This is a genomic window from Clostridium acetobutylicum ATCC 824, from assembly GCF_000008765.1.
In the GTDB taxonomy this organism is placed as follows: Bacteria; Bacillota; Clostridia; order Clostridiales; family Clostridiaceae; genus Clostridium_S; species Clostridium_S acetobutylicum.
Map to the genome: position 1 here is coordinate 2,117,041 of NC_003030.1, position 22,573 is coordinate 2,139,613.

The 22,573-nt window shown below is 29.0% G+C and carries 22 protein-coding genes; all 22 read right to left on the reverse strand.

Annotation, left to right across the window (positions count from 1 at the left end; all coding sequences use genetic code 11):
* Window positions 1-24: 24 nt before the first annotated feature.
* The 22 genes from CA_RS10365 to CA_RS10470 all read right to left on the reverse strand — a co-directional run bounded on the left by CA_RS10365 (window position 25) and on the right by CA_RS10470 (window position 22,529).
* On the reverse strand, window positions 25-1,389 hold the full coding sequence (locus CA_RS10365) for a siderophore synthetase (protein WP_010965305.1): 1,365 nt from the start codon (window positions 1,387-1,389) through the stop codon (window positions 25-27).
* Window positions 1,390-1,427: 38 nt separating this feature from the next.
* Window positions 1,428-2,126: a 4'-phosphopantetheinyl transferase family protein gene (locus CA_RS10370; protein ID WP_010965306.1), complete on the reverse strand. Its 699-nt coding sequence runs from the start codon at window positions 2,124-2,126 to the stop codon at window positions 1,428-1,430.
* Between the two features lie 99 nt (window positions 2,127-2,225).
* Complete coding sequence (locus tag CA_RS10375; protein WP_010965307.1) at window positions 2,226-3,428, reverse strand: glycosyltransferase; 1,203 nt, start codon at window positions 3,426-3,428, stop codon at window positions 2,226-2,228.
* Window positions 3,429-3,502: 74 nt separating this feature from the next.
* Window positions 3,503-4,723: a beta-ketoacyl-[acyl-carrier-protein] synthase family protein gene (locus tag CA_RS10380; protein WP_010965308.1), complete on the reverse strand. Its 1,221-nt coding sequence runs from the start codon at window positions 4,721-4,723 to the stop codon at window positions 3,503-3,505.
* A gap of 59 nt (window positions 4,724-4,782) precedes the next feature.
* Complete coding sequence (locus CA_RS10385; RefSeq protein ID WP_010965309.1) at window positions 4,783-5,922, reverse strand: 3-hydroxyacyl-CoA dehydrogenase family protein; 1,140 nt, start codon at window positions 5,920-5,922, stop codon at window positions 4,783-4,785.
* Between the two features lie 10 nt (window positions 5,923-5,932).
* On the reverse strand, window positions 5,933-7,351 hold the full coding sequence (locus CA_RS10390) for a B12-binding domain-containing radical SAM protein (RefSeq protein WP_010965310.1): 1,419 nt from the start codon (window positions 7,349-7,351) through the stop codon (window positions 5,933-5,935).
* A 17-nt stretch (window positions 7,352-7,368) separates the two neighbouring features.
* Window positions 7,369-8,487 (reverse strand): 3-oxoacyl-ACP synthase III family protein, encoded by a 1,119-nt coding sequence (locus tag CA_RS10395; RefSeq protein ID WP_014518951.1) that lies wholly within the window; start codon window positions 8,485-8,487, stop codon window positions 7,369-7,371.
* A gap of 19 nt (window positions 8,488-8,506) precedes the next feature.
* Window positions 8,507-9,196: an enoyl-CoA hydratase/isomerase family protein gene (locus CA_RS10400; RefSeq protein ID WP_010965312.1), complete on the reverse strand. Its 690-nt coding sequence runs from the start codon at window positions 9,194-9,196 to the stop codon at window positions 8,507-8,509.
* 1 nt (window position 9,197) lies between these two features.
* A complete protein-coding gene (locus tag CA_RS10405) occupies window positions 9,198-9,860 on the reverse strand; it encodes a hypothetical protein (RefSeq protein WP_014518952.1) in 663 nt (220 codons plus the stop codon).
* Window positions 9,853-10,254, reverse strand: coding sequence for an acyl-CoA thioesterase (locus CA_RS10410; RefSeq protein ID WP_241393082.1), 402 nt, complete (start codon window positions 10,252-10,254; stop codon window positions 9,853-9,855). Before CA_RS10410 ends, CA_RS10405 begins: the two co-directional genes overlap by 8 nt.
* Complete coding sequence (locus CA_RS10415) at window positions 10,244-10,768, reverse strand: hypothetical protein (protein WP_010965315.1); 525 nt, start codon at window positions 10,766-10,768, stop codon at window positions 10,244-10,246. The genes CA_RS10410 and CA_RS10415 overlap by 11 nt, the downstream gene beginning before the upstream one ends.
* 29 nt (window positions 10,769-10,797) lie before the next feature.
* The gene (locus CA_RS10420; protein WP_010965316.1) at window positions 10,798-11,535 is read right to left on the reverse strand and encodes an enoyl-CoA hydratase/isomerase family protein; all 738 of its coding nucleotides are present in this window, start codon (window positions 11,533-11,535) and stop codon (window positions 10,798-10,800) included.
* A 3-nt stretch (window positions 11,536-11,538) separates the two neighbouring features.
* Entirely contained in the window at window positions 11,539-11,850 is a 312-nt protein-coding gene (locus tag CA_RS10425; RefSeq protein ID WP_010965317.1) for an acyl carrier protein, read from the reverse strand.
* A 36-nt stretch (window positions 11,851-11,886) separates the two neighbouring features.
* Complete coding sequence (locus tag CA_RS10430) at window positions 11,887-13,941, reverse strand: aldehyde ferredoxin oxidoreductase family protein (protein WP_010965318.1); 2,055 nt, start codon at window positions 13,939-13,941, stop codon at window positions 11,887-11,889.
* A 40-nt stretch (window positions 13,942-13,981) separates the two neighbouring features.
* Window positions 13,982-14,932 (reverse strand): ACP S-malonyltransferase, encoded by a 951-nt coding sequence (locus CA_RS10435; RefSeq protein WP_010965319.1) that lies wholly within the window; start codon window positions 14,930-14,932, stop codon window positions 13,982-13,984.
* 369 nt (window positions 14,933-15,301) lie between these two features.
* A complete protein-coding gene (locus CA_RS10440; RefSeq protein ID WP_010965320.1) occupies window positions 15,302-17,212 on the reverse strand; it encodes a molybdopterin biosynthesis protein in 1,911 nt (636 codons plus the stop codon).
* Window positions 17,213-17,277: 65 nt separating this feature from the next.
* Window positions 17,278-18,501, reverse strand: a complete 1,224-nt coding sequence (locus CA_RS10445) for a molybdopterin molybdotransferase MoeA (RefSeq protein ID WP_010965321.1) — start codon at window positions 18,499-18,501, stop codon at window positions 17,278-17,280.
* Window positions 18,502-18,516: 15 nt separating this feature from the next.
* On the reverse strand, window positions 18,517-19,014 hold the full coding sequence (locus CA_RS10450) for a MogA/MoaB family molybdenum cofactor biosynthesis protein (protein ID WP_010965322.1): 498 nt from the start codon (window positions 19,012-19,014) through the stop codon (window positions 18,517-18,519).
* Window positions 19,015-19,345: 331 nt separating this feature from the next.
* Complete coding sequence (locus CA_RS20230; RefSeq protein ID WP_010965324.1) at window positions 19,346-19,597, reverse strand: CDP-alcohol phosphatidyltransferase family protein; 252 nt, start codon at window positions 19,595-19,597, stop codon at window positions 19,346-19,348.
* Window positions 19,598-19,676: 79 nt separating this feature from the next.
* Window positions 19,677-20,099: an SRPBCC domain-containing protein gene (locus tag CA_RS10460; RefSeq protein ID WP_010965325.1), complete on the reverse strand. Its 423-nt coding sequence runs from the start codon at window positions 20,097-20,099 to the stop codon at window positions 19,677-19,679.
* Between the two features lie 99 nt (window positions 20,100-20,198).
* Window positions 20,199-20,741 (reverse strand): flavodoxin family protein, encoded by a 543-nt coding sequence (locus CA_RS10465; protein WP_010965326.1) that lies wholly within the window; start codon window positions 20,739-20,741, stop codon window positions 20,199-20,201.
* Window positions 20,742-21,896: 1,155 nt separating this feature from the next.
* Entirely contained in the window at window positions 21,897-22,529 is a 633-nt protein-coding gene (locus CA_RS10470; RefSeq protein WP_010965328.1) for a hypothetical protein, read from the reverse strand.
* Window positions 22,530-22,573 lie beyond the last annotated feature (44 nt).

A 22,573-nucleotide genomic window follows, 5' to 3' on the forward strand; every position in this document is an offset into this window, starting at 1 on the left:
CCTTTAAACAATTGACTTTTATATTTATAATGATTTTTTCACTTTTTTTAAATCTTCATATAAAATTTTCTCAAAATCATTTTTTACTTTTTGGGTTAATTTATTTTTGTCATTATACCTAATAAAACTTATTGTAAGTTTATTCTTGTACCCAGATATGCACATCAAAGGAAATGAATACGAACCACCGCAAGGTATAAAAAATATGTCATCTATAATTTCTCCATATGGCTTTACATATTCATCTATTTTTCCTACATTAGTCGATGACATCCCTGCATAGGAGTCTATTAGAAACTTTTCTGTCATCTTTGACAATAGATGTCTAATGAACCTAACTGGAAATATACCTAATATGTAATATGAATAAAATACTTTTAATCCTACACAGCTATTCTTAAAATCTTTAAAGCAGTTATGTATTTGTGGTATATTAAACAAATCATCACTTTTTATGTATATTGTCTTAGGAACAGAATAATTTCCAATGCTAAGCCCCTTTGTTTTCAAATACTTTCTTATATCAATTCTCACGTCTGTTTTAATATAAGTGTTGCATTTTTTTAAATTCAAGCCATAATTCATGTTAAATTTTAAAATATTATGAAGAATAATATCATTTATAGTAAATTTATATACACCATATAAAGACTTCAATTTATTAATTTCATCAAGATCTATTTTAAATTTTTCTAAACTCATGCTTCCATATTTATCATCCCCAGCTTGAATTTCTTCTAATTCAAGTACTGGTTCCAATTTAGGTATGGTATTCCTCTTAAGCAGATTTTTAGCAGTATAAAAGATAACTTTTAAAACATTAGCAGTGGTTGTAAAAAATTCATCCTTAAAACTTTTTTTACTACTCTCACCTTTATCTGCATTCTTCCCATTTAAAATACTATTATAATATTTACCTGCTAATTCTATTATTTGCAGCATACCTCTTCCATCAGTTACAGTATGATGAAGTTCCCAAACTACTACTTTACTTTCTAACTGCTTAGTGCAAAATACTTTTATCTTAAATGGAGCTTCTTTAGTTATATCTATACAATTATTTTTTAATTCAATAAATTTAGAAAATGCAGTTTCATAAAAGCTATTTTTATCATGGGAAAAATCTTCTTCCAAATATATTTCTTGAAATATTTGTTCAACATCAAAGTCACTAATATATTCCCACCTATCTCTCCAAAATCCTAAGGAAAATTTACATGATAAAATGGGCAAATCTCTAACTACATATTTTAAACTTTTTTTATACGCTTCAATATTAAAGTTGTGGCCAACATTTATTACATAATATAGAGTATTGCATAGTATCTTACCATCCAATCCAAACATAAAGCTATCGGACATTTTGGCCATCTTATATTTACGTTTCATACCTTACACCTCCTTTTTAAAATAAAATTACTCCCTAATCATTTTATCAATGCTATTGCAAAAGCATATTCATTTTTAAGATATACTTTAACTTTAATATGACACTTAAAACTATCCACATATATATAATATTCTTGATACCCCAAACATGGATTTACTCTAACAGAAAATTGATTAAGTTCAATGGTTATCCCAACTCCCAAGGCTTTACATATTGCTTCCTTTTGAACCCACATCTTATACGCAGCTTGATTTTTATATATCTCATCATACTTATTAAATAATTGAAGCTCTTGATATGTAAATATCTCCTTAGGTAAAGTTCGAGGCTTTAATACTATTTTCTCTACATCTACTCCTATCTCATGAGCTTTAGATATTCCAATTACAAGGTACTCCTTTGAATGAGAAATATTAAAATATATTTTTTGGTTATTATTACAATAAACATAAGGTTTGTTGTACTCATTGTAATAATAGCAAATTTCCCAATAGTTGATTTCAAGATATTCACTTATAAGAATGCGTGTTATTCCCTTTCGCAAGCAAAATAATTCTCTGATTTTTTTATTCTTAATTACATTACTTCTTGTAATTTCCTCCTGTGATAAAGTTTTTACTATTTGCTGAAAATAGCAACGAATTTGATTAACATTAATAACCCAAACATTGCATCCTTCCAAGTAAGTTACTGCATTAAAATACAACTTTTCTTTTATATCCTCTAACCCATCCATTGTTTTTCTCCAATATCTGCCCCCTACACTTTACTTCCTACAAATATGCTGTAATAATCATCTAATTTAATTATTAGTACATACTTTATAACATTTCTTTTATTCATGCTTTTCCTCTAAATTAAATTTTCTAATCAGTTCTTGAACTACTTTTTTATATCCCATAGACTTAAAAAATTCTTCTCTGCAGCATTTTAAACCATCTTTTATACTAGAATCTTTTATTATCTCAATAACTTCTTTCCTTAATTGTTTTTCATTTAACTTTTTATATTTGTAAACCCTTCCACAATTTCTTTCTTCAGCCGCCTTTCCATTATTATATCTCTCTAATGTATCAGTATAAATTAATAATGGTGTATCATATACAATGGCATCACTAATACTATTAAACCCCCCATGAGATATGAACAATACAGATTTCCTTACTACATTCTTATATTCCTCTAAACCCAGCTTCTCATATATTTTTACGTTATCATACCCATTTATTTCTTTAACTTTATTGTTTTTGTTTCCACCTAAGGATACAACAACATTATATCCTAGCCCTGCCACCGCATTAATACAAATATTCCAAAAGCTATCACTAGAAGAAACTGTACCCAAACTTATAAATATTGTATCTTTTTCAACATGATTATAACTAATATCATTATTAGCAGGACCTATAAATTTTACATTACAACCATATTTATTACCATTAGGGTGAAACTCTTTGGATGTTGTAACAATTGTAAATTCATGTTGATCACTCAAAATATCTGATGGCCTGTCACATATTTTACCATACCTCTTATCCATTTTAAGTTTTATGCTCATAGCTTTTAATAATTGAGGTATATGTAATAGTATCGAAATAATCAACTGAGTTGGTATTTTATCATTCATATTTTCAAGAAAGAACGCACTAAATATTGCTAATGGAACTTTACAATGGCGTGCTGCCATTTTACCCCATATACCAAAGGTGTCACAAATAACCAAATCAGGCTTGTTTTTTTTTATTTCTTCAAGCATAAATGGCATTAATTCATTACTGCAAAAATATAACATATATAGCGCTCCTACTAAATTTTTATTCAGTTTGTTAGCCTTATTACCAAAAACTTCAAACTCACTTACAAATTCTTTTGGATAACTATTAAGTTCAATATTTTCCACTTCATTAAAATTTTTAAAATACTTATCAAATGTATAGTAAATTATTCCTACATTGTTATCTGATAATTCCTTACATAATTTAATGGTCGGATTTAAATGGCCATCTGCCGGAAAACTTACAAACATTACTTTTTTCAACAGATACATCTCCTTATAGGTTCTTAATAAGAATATACTTCATTAAAAAGTTTTTATTATCAATTATAAAAACTTTAATATCTTCTATACACTACTGTTGCGTTGTGTCCACCAAACCCAAAAGAATTCGATAATGCTATGTGGATATCCTGTGCTCTAGAATGATTAGGAACATAATCAAGATCTAATTCTGGATCCGCATCCTGATAATTAATTGTTGGAGTAATAACTCCACTACATATACTCATTACTGTTATAATTCCTTCTATAACCCCTGATGCAGCGATGGTATGTCCAATCATTGACTTAGATGATGATACTGGTACTTCCTTTGCTCTTTCACCAAAACACTTCTTTATTGCAAATGTCTCATATTTATCATTTAAATAAGTAGATGTACCATGTGCATTTATGTAATCTACTTCATAAGGATTAATATTGGCATTATTGAGTGCCATTTGCATGGTCTTCAACATACCCTCTCCATCTTTTTTAGGTGCAGTTATATCGACAGCTTCACTGGTTATAGCATATCCTGCTAGTTCACCATAAATCTTAGCATTTCTAGCCCTTGCAATCTTTTCAGCTTCTAATACCATTACTCCAGCACCTTCACCCATAACAAATCCATCTCTAGACAAACTAAATGGACGAGAAGCTGTCGATGGTGAATCATTTCTAGTAGACATAGCCATTATTTTATTAAATCCATCGATATACTCAGCATTAATATGAGAATCTACTCCTCCTACAATAACAACATCTGCAAGTCCCGACTTTATCATCTGCTGTCCTAGTCCTATTGCATACGCTGAAGAAGCGCAGGCGGTTGATACGCTAAAATTTGGCCCTTCTAATCCATATTTAAGTGATACCCAGGCACTAGGCGAATTTGGCATTGATTTTACCACCATATGCATATTCCCAGCCTTCTTCTCTACCTCATCATATCCAGTAGATACTATACCCATAATGACAGCTATACGAGTTTTATCATAGTTCTCAAAATTTATATTCGCCGCACTAACTGCTTCATTAACTGCTACCATTAACATTCTTGTTGATCTTGTCATTCTCTTTCTATCTTTTTTGGGAATTTGGACTTTAGCTAACTCTTCAAACTCATCACTTACTGGTGCCGCTATATGTGTATCTATGCTCTTTGTATCAAATGAAGTTATCGTTGTTACTCCAGATACTCCTTTCACCAAGTTATTCCAAGTATCTTTTAAATTCAATCCAACGGATGTAATCATCCCCATACCAGTAATTACAGTTTTGTTATAGCTTTCCATTTTATCATACTCCTACTTAATTACTATTTTGTGTATTATATACCTATACAAATAAACCATCATATAAGAGCAAGTAACTCTACTGGGTAATAAAGTTCATTTTCCTGTGCTTTGTAACTACTTACAAGGCTTGTTTTAACTTCTTCTATGCCTATTCTCTTTAACATGGCTATTGGATTTTCTCTCAACCCAAGTACTTCCTCTATAGCATTACTTATTTTTTGCTTCTGAATTCCAGTATTATTTATATAAAATGCCATTTCATTTATAAGAAGACTTTGTAATCTCAATATCACATTTTTCTTATATTTATCTAGTTCATCTTCTTTCAATTTAAAAGGTTTTTTTAAATACTTTAATTCATACTCTATAATTCCCTTATTATTACTTCCACCAGCAAAACCTTGTTCTAAAGCTTTCTTTGCATTGTAGTGTAAAATATTATAAAGTTTTTCATAACGTGGAGAATTAAAATTTTCTATAGCCTTTATTATAATATTAATACCTGTTGCATCTATTATTTCAAATCCACCGAAGGTTAAAAAATTCTGTTTTACCTCTTTTTCAATCTGTTCTATACTTAAATAATTCTCTTTGTATATAACATAAATTTGAATTACTATTGTAGTTAAAATCCTAGTCAATACAAAATTTGATTTTTCATCCAGATCAAGTGATGTTTTGCCAATAGTAGTTAGAAATTGAACTATCGTTTCTACATACCTTGATTCTGTGCACCTTAATTCATTAATCTCCACAAAATCAATGATTTTCACTGGAAAGAAGAAATGTAACCCTAAGCAGCGTTCTTTTTTTACACACTTAGCAAAAACAATCTCCAATGGAATAGATGACGTATTTGTTGCCAATATGCACTCATCTTTAACAATCTTTTCAACATCTCCTAAAATATTTTGTTTAAGAACTTCATCTTCATAAATTGCTTCAATTATAATATCGCAATTTTTCAAATCCTGTATATTATCTGTAACCTTATATGCATCCTTCTTTGAGTTATACTCCTCCTCTGTAATCAAATTTCTTTTAAGCTTTTTTCTTAGCTGTTTTTCAATTGAACTTTTTACTTCTTCCACCTGCTCTGCTTGTCTACAAATTAAAATAACTTTATAATCAAACATTGAAATATAATTAAATATATCTCTTCCCATTTTCCCCTTACCAATTATCCCTATTTCCATAATTTCTCCTCTAATTATTTCCACAAATTAATCTATCGAGTGTCATATTTCCATACTTAGCAAAATACTTTTGAGCAGATTTACCACTAAAATTATATAATTCTGATATTTTTAAATAAAACTCTTTCTCAGAAAGCTTTGTTCTCAATACAGAATTTGTCAAATTATAATAATCATAATCTTTAATAACTATTTCACTTTGTAACTTCTCCCATTGTTCGGTACCTGGAAATGGAGTTAGAATTGTAAAAGCTGAATTATATATTGGATTTTCATCTATGAATTTACCCACACGCTCAAAATCCCTCTCATCATAACTAGGCTTAATTATATAATTTCCATTTACATAAATATTTGCTTCGTTTAATATTTTTAAAGCTTTTTTAGTGTTTTCAATAGAATTATCTTTGCCATACTCCTTTAATTCCTCATCACTAGTTGCTTCAAGTCCGCAAATAGTTATTCTTAATCCTGCCTTAGATGCTAATTCTATAATCTCAGGATATTTTACTACTGTATCTGTTCTAACATCGCCCATATAAATATGATTTCTGTTTAATCCCTCTTCAATAATTCTGTTAAACAATACCTTTGCCTTATTAACATCACCAAAGGTATTAGCATCACAAAATCTTATTACATTATATTTATCCATTTTCTTGATTTCTTGTATTATTGCATCAACTGATCGATGATAAAAATGACCATTTGTCATTTTCCACAAATAACAAAAATTACACTTATTCGTACATCCCTCCGAAGTACTTAAATAGTGAATTGTTTTATTAACCTTTGGTATAGTATAATTATACTTATCTGTTAAATCTCTATTTGGTAAAACTTCATCCAACAAATAATTTTCTTTAAATTCTTTGTATGTAAATTCTCCAAGTGATCTAGTATAATATAAGCTATTTCCTCTATTTAAAGCTATACCAGGTATCCTTGAGAAATTCGGATTGTCACGATTTAATTTTAATTCTTTAACTATGCTATAGTAGCTATGTTTTCCTAGTCCAATAGATATTATGTCTGCTTTTGAACCTACAAAATCCTGAGGTGCAGAGGTTGGATGAATCCCTCCTACTGTTGTAATAATTTTACTATTTATTCTTTTCACTAATTCTAATAATTTTAATACTCCATTATATTGTGCCGTTAAACACGTAAAACTTACAATATCAGGTTTAAACTCCCTTATGTTTTTCTCAAGATCGTCTGCAGCATCATAATTGGGATTCATATCCGTTTCAGCCTTTTGATCAATTATAATAACATTATCATTAGGTACCACTCCAGCTAGCATATTTAAGCCTAATGGTGGTCCCACCAATACTCTTTTATCAACAGCTTTTCTTGCTTCATCATTGCAAAATTCTAATATCCTATGCTTATTAGGTATAACTGGATTAACTAATAATATATTCATTCCACTCATCTCCCCTATCATTCTTTTATATACTGTATTGTAAAGCCCCCCTGCATAAACTTACTTACTTCTAGTACAAAGCTAAATATCAAGTCATTATTTTTAAAGTCATTATTTTTTAATAACCTATCAAGGGATATTATTGCAGCTGGAGGACCTGCATAACCTATTTTTTGAGATACACTATAGAACTTATCGGGTGAAATTCCTAGTCCAACACATTCGTTTGTTATATACTCACGAACAAATTTAGACGGCATGTTAACCATAAAATACTTTAATGTCGATAAATCTATTTTCTGCTTATCTAACATTCTTTTTAAAGCATTATAAAAAATTGTTTTACCATTTTCATCAACAACATATTTACGCATTTTGTCTAATGTGACTTGTCTAATATGATGTTCTCCATTTTCATAAGCAGTTAATGGATTACTAAAATAGCTTGGAAAATTATTTCCCATTACAGATTCCTTTTTCCCACCTGCTGATTCCACATATGTATTTTTAAGATAAAAACCATTATCAACTGTATCTTTGCTTGAAAGCACAACCGCACCTGCACCATCACACAAATACCATCTTAAAAAAACATCTTCCTTAGTAACTTTCTGTTGATTATAATATTCAGGTATGAAATGTGCACTAGAAACCATGGAGGATACTACCAAGGCATTTTTATACTCACCACTTTTTAAAAAGGTATCTGCTAATTTTATAGCTTTATATATTGATGAGCAGTTTGAATGGATATGATACTCACTGCATATGTCAATCCCTAATTCTTCTTGTATCCTAGTTGAAATAGGTGGCATTTGGTACGAATAATTTCCGGCATAAATTAAAAGATCGATATCTTGTGGTTTTATTTTTGCATCTTGTAATGCCAACTTAGACGCTTTTACAGACAAGCTAAGATTATCTTCGTCAAATTTACGCGTTTTACCATTAAAAGCATAGTAACAATAGTCTATCCCTAGCATTTCCTTCATAATTGGCTGAACTCTTGATATCCACGTTTTTATTTTCTTAGGGGCATTAGGTATTTGTCCAATGTAATTATTTATATCCTCAAATTTTATTGGATTCCCAGGAAGGCAAGCACCTATTCCCAACAATTTAACATAATTATTCATAAACGCATTCCCCCACATTTTAATCACACAACTTTATGTATGAATTAATTTTTGATTTTGAATATATCATTTCATTTTTCAAAATATATTCCATCAACCTATTACAATAATCACTAATTTCATTCTTTTTAACTATTTTGTCTATTATCCCAATTTCAAGTGCCTCATTAACAGAAAGTAAGTCTCCTGATAAAACCAATTCAAGTGCCTTCCCTAAGCCACATAATTGCACATATCTTGATATTCCTCCAAGACCTGGCATAAGTCCAAATGTTGATTCTGGAGAGCCAACAATACTTCCCTTGCTGCAAATTCTAATATGACTATGTAGCGCTATTTCAAATCCTGAACCAATACATAATCCGTTAATTGCACTTATCACTGGAATATTAATCGAATATAAACTACTAAGTGCATCAATGTACCTTTTAAATTCAGAACACTCAACAAGGCTATTATTTTCTTTAATATAAGCTGTTTTTAAAATAGTCTGCTTTAATTTTCCTATGTCAGTTCCAGAACTAAAATGTCTTCCTTTACCTGTAATAATAATACCTTTTATTTTAGAATTTATAATACTATTTTCTACTATATTGGAAAATTCCTCAAGCAATGATAATGTTATCATATTTTCCGGAGCATTATTTATAACAATGTATCCTATGTCACCTCTTTGTTCGAAATAAACTTCCTTTGCTTCACAATTCATATTATTCCCTTCCATTTAAATGATCTTTAATAACCAATACACAAAATTGTTTAAATTCACCATACAATAATAATTTTTGATTAAATTCTTTATTATGCATCCTATAATTATTAAGGCATTTTTTTATACACCTTATTTGAATATCCTGTCTATTGCATATCATTTTATCTAGGTATTCCATTACTTGAGCTTCAGCAACTTCAATATCAATTATGCTATTTATAAATCGCTTATTGTAAAGCTCATCAGTGCCATAGCATTTATTAGTTTGAAGTTCCTTATCTGCTTCTTCTCTTTCATTTCCCACAATTAATTTGTAAGTATTTTCACAATTTTTAAAATCAACTGAAATTTCATCTCCGCCTAGCCTTATATCAAACATCATAATTAATTGTAATAAGTCCCCAGAACAATAACTATTCATAACAGCTAAAGAAATCACTTCTAACCCTTGAAACCAACAAAATAGCTCATTTTTAATTTTTTCATCTATAACAAACAAAGAATTATCTACATGAAAAACAACTGTAAAAGCAATTATTTTGTTTTTAGCAATGTCGTCATCAAGTACATGCTTACAGCATATTAAATCATTTAGACTATACACATATGCAAAAGCAACACGATTAATTATATTTATATGAAACTTTTTATTCTTACCCATAAGCACATATATCCAGCTTATCTTTAATAAATTGAGGAATTTCATATATAATTCTTTGTTTTGATACTAAAACCATTTTAGATTTAGCTACTGAAGCCTTTCTTTTTGTGACCTCATTGTAAATATTATGTTTAAATATTAAATAGTCATCTTCATAAGTAAGTTCAGTTTTTATAAGTACTTTATCAAACAATTTTAATTCTCTGATATATTTAATGTTAGTTTCAATTACAACTATAAATAATTCATTACTTTCATTATAATCAGTTAAATTAAGCTTACTGCATAAATCCCACCTTGCAGCTTCTAAGTAATTTAAATACACTGCATTATTAACATGACCAAATGAATCTAATTCGTACCCTCTTACCTCAAGCCTATATTCATGCTCCATAATCAATGTACTCCCTCTTATTTATAATATTTCCTCTTAAAATTCTTTTTAAAATCTTTAATCTCCATTTTACATAAGGCTTGTGCATACGCTTTGCTCCTGTCATATAATAGCTATTTCCTATTGGAGTTTTTCCAGAAACAATAAGTTTCTTATCTAATAGTATTCCATCTTCTGTTGGAATAAGCTCTATTTTAAAACTTCCTTTTAAAAAGCCATGGATTTCAGACAATATATATTTATTAGGAACTACTTCCACGCATCTTAAAATATAGCTAAAAGGTGGTATAGAGCATTTGAATTTAACCTCATTGCCTACATCCCAATATTTAGACTTTGAACTACCCCATATAAAGGGGAAGAAACTAAACCATTTTGTGAATTTTGTCAAATCATATATGTAATCAAATATAACCTCAGGGCTTCCCTCTTCGGTTTTTATAAGCTCTGTCACATCGAACTCAACATTTGATATTTCAACATTTTTATGTGATTTATAATCAACAGTATCCATATATACATCACCATCCTATTAAATGGATTCTACAATTTTTTTACCAAATTCAAAAACATTTCCCCTTCACTTTTTAAAGCAACTTCACTTGTCTTAACGAAAGAATTATTTACCGAATTAATAATACTTTTTATCTGACGGGTTGTTTTACCCTCAAAAAGTTCATTAATAAATTGTTTAGAATAGCTAATGTGACTTTTATTATCTACAATTTTATCAACTAAACCAATACTAAATGCCTCCTCAGCATCTATATACTTACCAGAAACAATCATATTTAAGGCTTTTCTTTTTCCAACAAGCTTAGGTAATCTAATGGTTCCTCCTAGCCCTGGCATTATACCAATATTAGCCTCTGGAAAGCCAAAAATTGCATTTTCAGTACATATTCTAAATTGACAACTTAACGCAATTTCTAAGCCTCCCCCAAAACAAATCCCACTAATTGCTGCAACTGTAATAATCGGAAGTGCTTCTATATAACTCAAAATTTTTTTACCACATTCTAAACTTTCTCTTAAGTATTCTATATTTTCTTTGTTCACACGTAGGTTGTCCACATTTGCACCGGATGAAAAATGTCTTCCTTCTCCATAAATAATAAGACCTCTTAAATAAGAAGAATCTATCCATTGTTTTAAATAATTCAAATCCAAAAAATCTGCCTTGTCTAATTTATTTTGTTTTCCATTACTTATAGTAAGAATCCCTATTTTATCTTCGATACTAAAATTTACGATTCCTGATTCATAAATCTCTTTTGACATATACTATTTTTCTCCTACATTAGTAATATCATTTTCATATTCATATAAGAGATATGTCGTTTGTACTACTTTTTCTAATGTCTCTGCAGGATTTTTCAATAAATATTTTCCAATACTTTGTAATTGAATGTTTAAAGAATATTTTTTCTTCAGTATATCAACTAACTCAATCAACATTAATGAATCACCATCTAAATCATCAACTACAGAAGTATTATCATTTAATTCATTTATATCTACTTCACACTCCTCTGAAAAAAAATCATAGACAATGTCTCTTATTTCCTTTTTAATTTCTGATGTTAATTCTCTCATAGTTTTTTCCTCCTAAAATTATATTATTTATTTTAGTTACTTATTTTGATTTAATAAAGCAACTTGTTTATCTATTTTTTTTGCAACTATTTTATATACTAAGCGACCTATTAGCTTCTCCATGAACTTAAGATTTACATTCAAACTTACTTTTAATAATAAGTTTTCAAATGAATCTGTAATTGCACTATCATCTACTTTAATTCTTTCTATATATTCATCTAGCTGCAGTTCCTTAAAACGTTTAGTAGTAGGAAATCCCTCACTGCTTAATCCCCTAAAATAGAAATACTCTGGCAACATTCCTGGTGAATCCCTTACTTCAATTGTTGAATCTTTAATGAATTCATCTTCAATATCTTCTTCTTTTTCTCTTGATGGCCATTTATAATCCTCAAGCTTCATTCCGCAATTTATATTAAAAGCATTTTGAAGCTGATAAATCCTTTCACCTGCATAAAACATATCCTCTTTTGTAACCTCAATATTAAATAATGCACTTAATATTTCTGCAAATTCATCAAAGAATGCATGTCCCTGTGGTGTAATACTCTGCATACAAAATAAACAAATTCCTAAAGAATCAATTACATATTTATAATTTTCATGCCACCACACAACTCTTCCCTGTTCCTTATCTTTACTTAAAGTACCTTTAAACTTTCTTTTAAATATATGTGTGCCCAATGAATCTGTAAGAGGATTAGAAAAAACTGATGTAAACGGAAAATCCTTCAAATGATCTCCGCCTCGAGTAGATGTAATATAACCTAAAGACCATGCTTTTTTTTGATTGGAATGAAGTCCTGTTGACGCCTTTTTTATACAAAATGCATATTTTTCAACCTTCAGTGTCTTAGATGCTCTGTATGCACCTTCGGCAAGTATATCACCTATTCCAGAACGATCACTTATCTTATGCATAAGATATTCTATGTCATCCACATTTCCAAATTGAAATTTTCTGCCTTCAGTAATATCTTCCCTTAAAACTCCACGTTTTTGACATTCTAAAATCAGAGCTATTGTAGCCGCTACTTCTATAGTATCCATTCCCAGCTTATCGCATAATAATTTTAAATGCAGCACATCTGAATAATCATATATACCAACATTAGGTCCAAAACTGGTTGCAGAACCATATTCTATTCTTTCGCCTTTCTCACCCTTATATTTTCCCTTTTTAATTTCATAAGCTTTTCCACATCCTAATGTACAAAATTTACATGGCACTTTCTTAGTTTCAAACTCTTTCTTAAATACCATAGGTGATAAATTTTCGCATTTTTTATCATAGCCTCGTTGAGCATTTTCAACTGGCAGACATTTAGCTTCACCATATTTGTCCATTAGTAATAACGTACCACTGAGACCCATTACCTTGAATTGAATCGATGTATGACTTTGTTCTATCCAAAGCTTCGATATAGATCTGATTTTTTCCCTATTATACATAGGAACTTCACATTTTTTGCGTTCAATTACAATAGCTTTTAATTTCTTTGATCCCATTATACATCCCATGCCCATGCGTCCAGCTACATGTGTTTTTGACATAAATACGCTTGCATAACGTATCAAATTTTCACCAGCAGGACCTATACATGATATTTCACAATTATTATGCCTCTTCGACAAAATATCTGTAGTTTTATCTGTATAGAACCCCCATAAATCAGAAGCATCTTCAAATTTAACATTACCCTTTTCGTCTATAAAAATATATATAGGATTTTCTGATTTACCTTGAAATACTAAGTGATCTATTCCAACTGATCTCATAGTTGTTGGAAAACTTCCTCCTATATTAGAATCTCCGTATATATCTGTTAATGGACTTTTAGCAGTTATTGTACTACGATTACCTGTAAGGAGACTTGTACCAACTGCAGCACCTGCACCAAATATCAATACATTTTTTTCTGATAAAGCATCATTATACATAGCTTCAGACTCAAAAAGTATTTTTGTATTTATACCAGTTCCTCCAATATACTTCTTTCTATATTCACAAGTTATTCTCTCGTATGTCACCTTTTTTTCAGATAGGTTTATGTACACTATATTATTATCTATCACTTTAGAATTCATACGCTTAACACCTTACTTTAAAAATATTTATGTAACATTTTTAATTCTGTACTTGTACATTTTTTATTTTCATAAAGCTTTTATATGTAAAGAATTTGCAATTACTATTAATCATTCTTGAAAATCTAGAAATAGAATCGATTAAACTTACTTCAAAGAAATTATAATTGTTAATGTTAATTGCCTTTTCTACTGATGCCATCCATTTCATTTCGCCCCACACATTTTTTACAAGCTCTTTTTTCAACTCACATGAATCTACAATAATTCTTTGATCATAGCTAGAGATTATAGGTATTTTTAAATTGCACACACACAATCTAGACACAAGTTTTTCATATTCCTCAATTCCAATCAAAGCATATTTAGAATGGAATGCATATGGTGAGTCAATATCTTTAGCACTCAATGCTCCCTCCGTTAATGCTATTGATAATAGTTTATCTACTCTATTTTTCATACCAGAAACAAGTATACAATATTCATTGTTTTCACTAGCTATATATGCATAATCACCCAATTCATTTTTGTCAATTATTTTTTTTATATCGCTACAAGTCATACCCGTAACTAATCCCATACCTTCATCCTTTCTTGATGTATATTTAGGATAGTTATATGACATTGATAAAAGCTCCAATCCCTCTTCAAAAGAAATAGCCTTCCCACAAGCTAATGCAGTAATTAAGCCCATGCTATATCCTAAAAGCACAGAAGGCTTAATTCCATCTTCAATATATGTATTATAAACAACACAATCAATTGTATAAATAGAAACCCAATCACTGAATTTATCGTCATACTCTCCAGACAATGACCTAGTTAGATACCCCCATAAGTCCAATTTAATTTTTTTATATACAATAGAACAGTATTCTTTAAGTAACTCCCTTTGGCTTTCATCTAACAGAGTTAAAAACTTTTGATACTTAATTCCCACTCCTTGAAATATAAATGCATTTTTTCCACTATATAGCTCATTCAATCTCATACATCTCCATATTAATAATTAATAAAAAATATTATTTTTATTATTTTAATTCTATTTAAAACTCACTAATATTACATATAATACTTCATTTTTTAGAAATAGAAACTTTATACTCTAACATTTGAAATTTCTGAAACTTTGAAAATCTAACATTATTATAATTTTATTTCAATTACAAATGATTAATGTAGAAAACGTAAAGCCACTATTGCACAAATTATTATATTGAATTTAATTACAAATAATCCTTTAAATATACATTATAGTATAATAATACACCATATCCATCTATTTGTAAATTTTTTTTTATATTTTTTGTTGTTGATTTTCTGTATAATATTCAAATTAATAACATATTAACCGTATAAATTAAAAAAATCCCTTTATACTCCCTATATTTTCATAATTATATCCTCCAATTTTGTCAAGCTCTCTTTTAAATTCATTAGATTGAATTACCTCAATAAATTTTTTAACCACATCCATTTTAAGAAATTCCTTTGGTATAGCAAAATCATATTCTTCATTTCCTATTTCTATAAAATCTAGATTCATTAACTTAGCAGCAGAATAAACTCCTAAGCCACAGTCTGCATCTCCTGCTGCTACTACTGCTGCCACTGCAATGTGCGTAAACTCTTCTCTTTCATAACCATTTATATCCTTTGAACTTATATTTAGCTTTTTTAAATTGTAATCTAAAAGCAATCTAGTTCCTGCTCCTCTTTGTCTATTAACAAACCTTCTTCTAAACTTTGATATATCTTCAATACTTTTTAGGTTTAATGGGTTACCTTTGGGTACCATTAAACCTTGTATTCTTTTTACCCCCTTAATCAATGCTATATTTTTGTCACATAAATATTTTTTTATGTACGATATATTATATGTTCCATCTTTCATATCTAATAAGTGAATTGGTGCAATATGTGTTTCCCCTGATTTTAAAGCCATAATCCCTCCCATACTACCTACATGAGCAGAGCTCAAAAAATACTTATCTTCCTTCACGTGAAGCAAATCGGATACAATATCAAGTATAATATCATGGCTTCCTATACATGTGAGAGTATTTTTTATTTCCTCTTCATCTTTCAATAGCTCTACCTTAACCTTAGTGCCAGCCTCATAACCTTCAATATTTTGAGGAATTTTCAATATTCCATCTGCTCTTACTAATGACATTGTATTTCCTGCTCCTCTACTAATTGGAGTTGCAATGTACTTTCCACTTATGCAAGCTAATTTTACTCTTACAAACTCTAGATATTTAAGAGATGACATTATTCGTCTAGATAATGTAGCCTGCCTTTTTTTCTTCTCAATTAAATTCATTCCGTTATAGGAATATACTACTTTTTTACAAATATTTTCCATAATGAAATAAGCTGATACTGGATATCCGGGTATTCCAATAACAGGCTTGTCTTTAATAATACCAAGCACAACTGGCTTACCTGGTTTTACTGATATACCATGTACTAAAACTTTACCTAAATCCTTTATAACACTGCATGTAAAATCCTCCCTTCCTGCAGATGAGCCAGCATTTACGAGTACAATGTCACATTTGTCAACAGCCGTTGCCACAACTCCTTTTATTAGTTCATAATCATCCTTTACTATGTCAAATCTTACGGGATTACCTCCCCACTCCTTAACTTGAGCCGAAAATACTCTTGAATTAAATTCAATGATGTCTCCCGTTTTAAGTTCTCCACCTGGTTCTACTATTTCATCACCTGTTGGAATTATGCCAACCACTGGCATTTTATATACACAAACCTTATTTATACCTCCGGCTATCATAGCCCCTATATCAACGGGGGTAATAACGTGCTTAGATGGGATTATGAGCTGTTTTTCAACAATATCTTCTCCAATAGTTCTAATATGCTGCCATGGAATTGCACTTTTATATATTGCAACCTTATGTTTATCTATATTTATTAAGTCTTCAACCATAATTACAGCATCATATTCCTTAGGTATTGGATCGCCGGTATCAACCACAATGTAATCTTTATTCTCCACTAGCTCTACATGATTTCTATCAGACGCACCATAAGTTTTTTTACTGTCAACGGCTATACCATCCATTGCAGAACTATTATAAAATGGAGATGATATTTTAGCATAAACTGGTGAAAACGAAACTCTTCCTAATGCCTCATAGGTATTTAGAATTTCTTTTTCACTTTTTATCGGTAACAATTCATTAAAATACAATTTTATAGATTCATCTAAATCTTTGTTAGACAAATAAATTTCATTAGCCAAATTATTTACCACCCTCCGTATATATTTAATTGAGTTTTATAATATTGATTATGACAAATCACTACTTACAACTTATATATTTCAACTACTTGTCCTTCCCTTAAGCCCTCTAAATCTTTTTCTATTTTTATATATCCCCACGCTCTTGAAAATGTAGATATTAAACCGGATTTTCCAAATATGGGTTTAGCAATAATCCTATCTCCATCATTTTCTAATGCAACAGGCAAATATTCTTCACGTCCTTTAGCTTTATGATAATTAATACTCATTATAGACTTTACAGCATAAACTTCCTTTTTATAGCACATGGCTTTATTTATATATTCCCTTATAAATATTATGTATACTATTGAGCATGCTAAAGGATGACCCGGAAGACCAAATATTATTTTATCTCCTTTTTTAGCTACTATTGTCGGTTTTCCTGGCTTAACCGACACGCCATGAACTAAGATTTTTCCATCTTCAAAATCTTCAATGGCCTTTATAGTTTGATCTTTTTTTCCAACAGAGCTCCCACCTGAAATCACTAAAATATCGCATTCTTCAGTTGCTCTGCAAATAGTATGCTTTAAAAGCTTATAATCATCTTTAACAATCCCATAATTTATAGGTTCAGCTCCATCATCAATTATAGCGGCCCAAAGCATATATGTATTTATGTCTCTTATTTTACCAAGTGTCAGTTCATCTTCACATGCTATTAATTCATTTCCAGTAGAAATAATCCCCACCTTGATTTTTTTGCAAACATTTACATGTTTGATTCCAATACTTGCAAGTACACCTACTTCATATGGTCTAATTTTTTCACCTTTTCTTATAACTATATTGTCATTTTGTATATCCTCACCCTTTTGTATTACGTTATCTCCCGATGCTACAGGAGAATAAACTAGTATGGTATCTTCATCCAATTTCTGAGTATATTCAAGCATAATTACGCTATCAGCATACTCCGGCAACATACCTCCAGTTGGAACATAAGCACATTCACCATCCACTATATTAAAATCAGTTACTTTTCCCATAAGAATTTCACCTTTAAGCGTAAGTATAGCTGGAATAGCTTCAGTAGCTCCAAATACATCTCGTGAATTTACTGCAAATCCATCCACAGTAGACCTTTTAAATTCAGGTATATTACAATCCGCTCTAATATAATCAAAAGCTATTCTGTTTACACAATTAAAAATATCAACTTGTTCGCCTTCTACCTCAAGATGAAAATATTCATCTATAATATCTTTCGTTTCGTCCACAGATGACACTTTAAAAAAATTCATTTTTACTCCCTCCAACTAACTATGTATATATGAAGAATTAAGTGAATAACCATTTAATATATCAATACCATGTGGAATAGCTGGTAATACAAATTCTAAACTTTCTATAGCTGCCTTCGTACTTCCTGGAAGGTTAATTATTAGAGAATCTTTTCTTATTCCCGAAACTCCTCTTGACAGCATTGCATGACTGTTAATTTTAACAGAATTCATTCTCATAACCTCACTAATACCAGGAACATCTTTTTCAATCACACTTTTAGTTGCCTCAGGTGTAACATCTCTTTTGGCAAAGCCCGTACCACCATTAGTTAAAATCAAATTCACTTTTAATTCATCAGCCAAGTAAATTAACTCTTTTTCTATATCACGCCTTTCATCAGGGATAATTTTATAAAAGCTAATCTCGTAACCTAAATTAGCCAATAATTTTTTTAATTCTAAGCCTGTACCATCAACTCTTTCTCCCCTAGATCCTTTATCGCTGATGGTTAATATTGCAATTTTAATCACGATATTACCTCCTTAACCTTTTAAATAATAATACATAGCCCTAGTGAATGCATCTTTTAATTCTTAGTGCAGATGAAACAAATGCCATAAAACAAATTATATATAAAAAAATATGAATAATAAATAGATATAAAAATTGTGAAAACATAACACTTATATATGTAGCTATTGGCAAAACATAAAATATAATTACAATAATTCTTCCAAGTAAATCAGAAAAAAATATCATCTCTTTGCTTATATCACGCAAAAAGAAAGAAGTTATCACAAACTCCACAGATTTTAAGATTATAACAATTAAAAACCAAATTGGGAGCAAATTAAAACTCAACTACACAATATAGGAAAGAACTATATAAAATAAGTCTGCCACAACATCAAAAAAAGCACCGAGGGGCGATGTTATTTTAAATAGCCTTGCAAGTTTGCCATCTAAAATGTCAGTTAAAAATATAAAAAAAGTAAGGACTACTGGTATTAACACTTTTGAAAAATAATTTATAGTATAATAATTTAAAAATAGTGTAAGCATTACTCTCAATAAGGTTAAAGCATTAGATAAGTTTTTTATTAATAATTTCATAATATTTATTTCCTTAAATTATAATTAATATGTATTATTTTAATAATAGTTTTTAGTATAAACCAACTCTAATTTTATTTTACTTATTGGCTTCTAAATATAACTTTAAACCATGAATTGTATTTACCACATTTTCAATATGTGCTTTAGTCTTTTCATTCATCTCAACTTCCTCTTGCATTGTGAAGGTTACCCTAGTCTTATTATCTATCGATTCAAGAGAATATATGCCTATTGGTTTATATGGACCTTTAAGAACTTCAAAGGCAACTTTTTTATTTTTTTCACACTCTATTATCTTAAAATCCGCATTGATTATCCTACCAGTAGGTATCCTTATTTCTTGAGAGAAAACGGTACCAACATCTACAGGTTCACCAGAAGTATTTTTTACATTATAAATATTATGCTTCCATAATTTTAAGTTTTCTCCATTTAAAACGAATTCATAAACTTGTTCTATTTGCTTTTCAATTAAAGCAGACGCTTTAGCATATACCATATCATATTCCTCCTTCATATGTTCAAAAGATATTTAACCATATTCTCTATACAGTTAAATATCCATTATTATTGGAGCTTAAAACTCGTTCTATTTCTGTTATTGAGTTAATAATTTTTTTCCAAACTCATATGCTTCTTCTTTAAATTTTTTACTTTCAAACTTAATTTTTCTATACGGTTTTACTCCATTTAAGTATTTTTCCATTATATCAATTTCACTTTTTTTAGACATATCTCCTCCTGTTGAAAATAAAACAATCTTTTGACTAGGTGAAATGTTTTTTATTTTTGAAATATAATCTGTTACTATAGATAATGGTTTCCCTCCATAGGTAGGTGTTCCAAAAATAATTATTGAATAATCTGATACATTCGTAGATAAATGATTACTAGGATAATTTAATGTTACTTCATAACCTTGAGTATTTAATCCTTTAGCAATTTGATTAGCTACTTCATCAGTAATACTAGACATTGAAGGTTGATATACAATTAATGCCCTTTTAGGATTTGCCTCTTTAGCTTTTAAAATTTTCTGATTGGCTTGTCTAGGTTTATTTAACCTTGAAAACATCAATACCATTACTATAATTAATAGAATCAATATGATTCCAATAATCAGTATGATTTTTTTTAACATTCTAATTTTCCCCCTTATGTGTTGATTAACTGCATATAATTAAAATACATTTATACTATATTTTATTTATTACGCAATTATTACAAATATATTTATGCATTTTTATGTATTTCTTCTTTATAATTACATTTAGCCTTATAATAATACTTATACTTAAATTTGTCAATTAATAAAATAAATACGTATTTATATAAATTTTCTTATACTCTAAGGTACCATTTGCCTTATAAAATTACTTTTTTAATATTTTTATTCTCTACTCTGCAAGAAATAACTTTCCATCTAACTGTTTTGCAAATTTAGGGAAATATTGTATTTTCTATTTTATATCGTCTAAAAAACATTAACATGTGAAATAAAAGTGCTAGACATGTAATCTAACACTTTCCTCTATTCCTTAGTTCCAGCTTCTTAACACTTAATGCTTGAAATAAATTAATAAACACCTTTTTTATTTTCTTAAAGTAAAAAATATGTTTATCTATGATTATACCTACAAATATTATCCTATCTTTATATATATAGCAATATACTTTTTGTACTGCAAACATGTAGACTGTTTACTTATATATCCCCCATGAAGCCTTTACCTTAAATCTTTTTTCATAAAATTATTGTTGCTAAAAAAGAATAGTAAAGACTTAAATTTGTCTCTACTATTCTTATATACTTATTTTTATCACAAATTTTTCAAAATAAAATAATGCCATCACAGTCAATTAAAATCTTGTAATTATTCTTTAATTTAAAGTAGTTTTATGTATCAAACAATGAAAACGATCTTTCGACTCTTCAATTATCTTAACCAAACTGCCAAATTTCCGCTTTAGTAATTTCAGCTTATCAACAATATTATTACTTTACAATATCACTTTTCTCAATATTTCCATTCAAAGGATTAATAAAATATCTTCTAGCATAGAAATCTTTTGCAGTTATAACATTTCCATTAACATTCATTTGCTCATACGGAAGATTATTTTAATTTGGAAATACTGTATTTAATCCTTGAACTCTCCATACTAATTTTCCCTGTTTAGAAATTGCATATAAATTATCGAATTCAGTTTTATCAAATGGTATTCAATATAAACTTTCCTACAGCCCAAGGAATAAATTCTCTTCCTTTGTAAATTACTTTATACTCTTCACTCATCATTTTATAAATATACTATATTCTTCATCGGTAAAAGTTTTATCGATTTCTCCAGCTTTTATTAATAATTCACAATGCTTGTCTAATAAAAATAAAGCATACACACGCCTATACATAGTATAATATGCAAGCCAATTTTCTAGTTTCAAAGTTTGAATAATCACCTTATTATAATTACCTATAAATTTTACTCGACTTGTTTCATTATCTATTTTTTCTAAACAAATACTATGCTCTTTTATAAAGTTATTAAAATTATAATATATATCTTTTACTCCAATCCTTTCAAATGCTCCTTTAAGATTGTTTAAAGAACATTCATATTCACCAATATTAATATCCTCATTATTCATTTGAAATTTATAAATGTATTTATTGTGATACCTTTTAGATAATTCAATCAAGTAATAATATTTACTTGCGTCTTGCTCATTATCAAAAGTCTCTTTTATTTCTTCCTCTTCTTCAGTTTTTCTCTCACCTTTAACAAACGAAAAAAACCACTCTCTATCTTTTTTTTCTACCTTATAATAATTTTCACCTTGTTCATGATATTCTTCAATAAAATTTTCTCCAGATATTGTTTTTATATTAACCTTATTAAGTAACCTTGCTACTTGATTTATATTCATATCTAAATTCCCCTTACTTCAATTTTTTATATAACCATTATTTT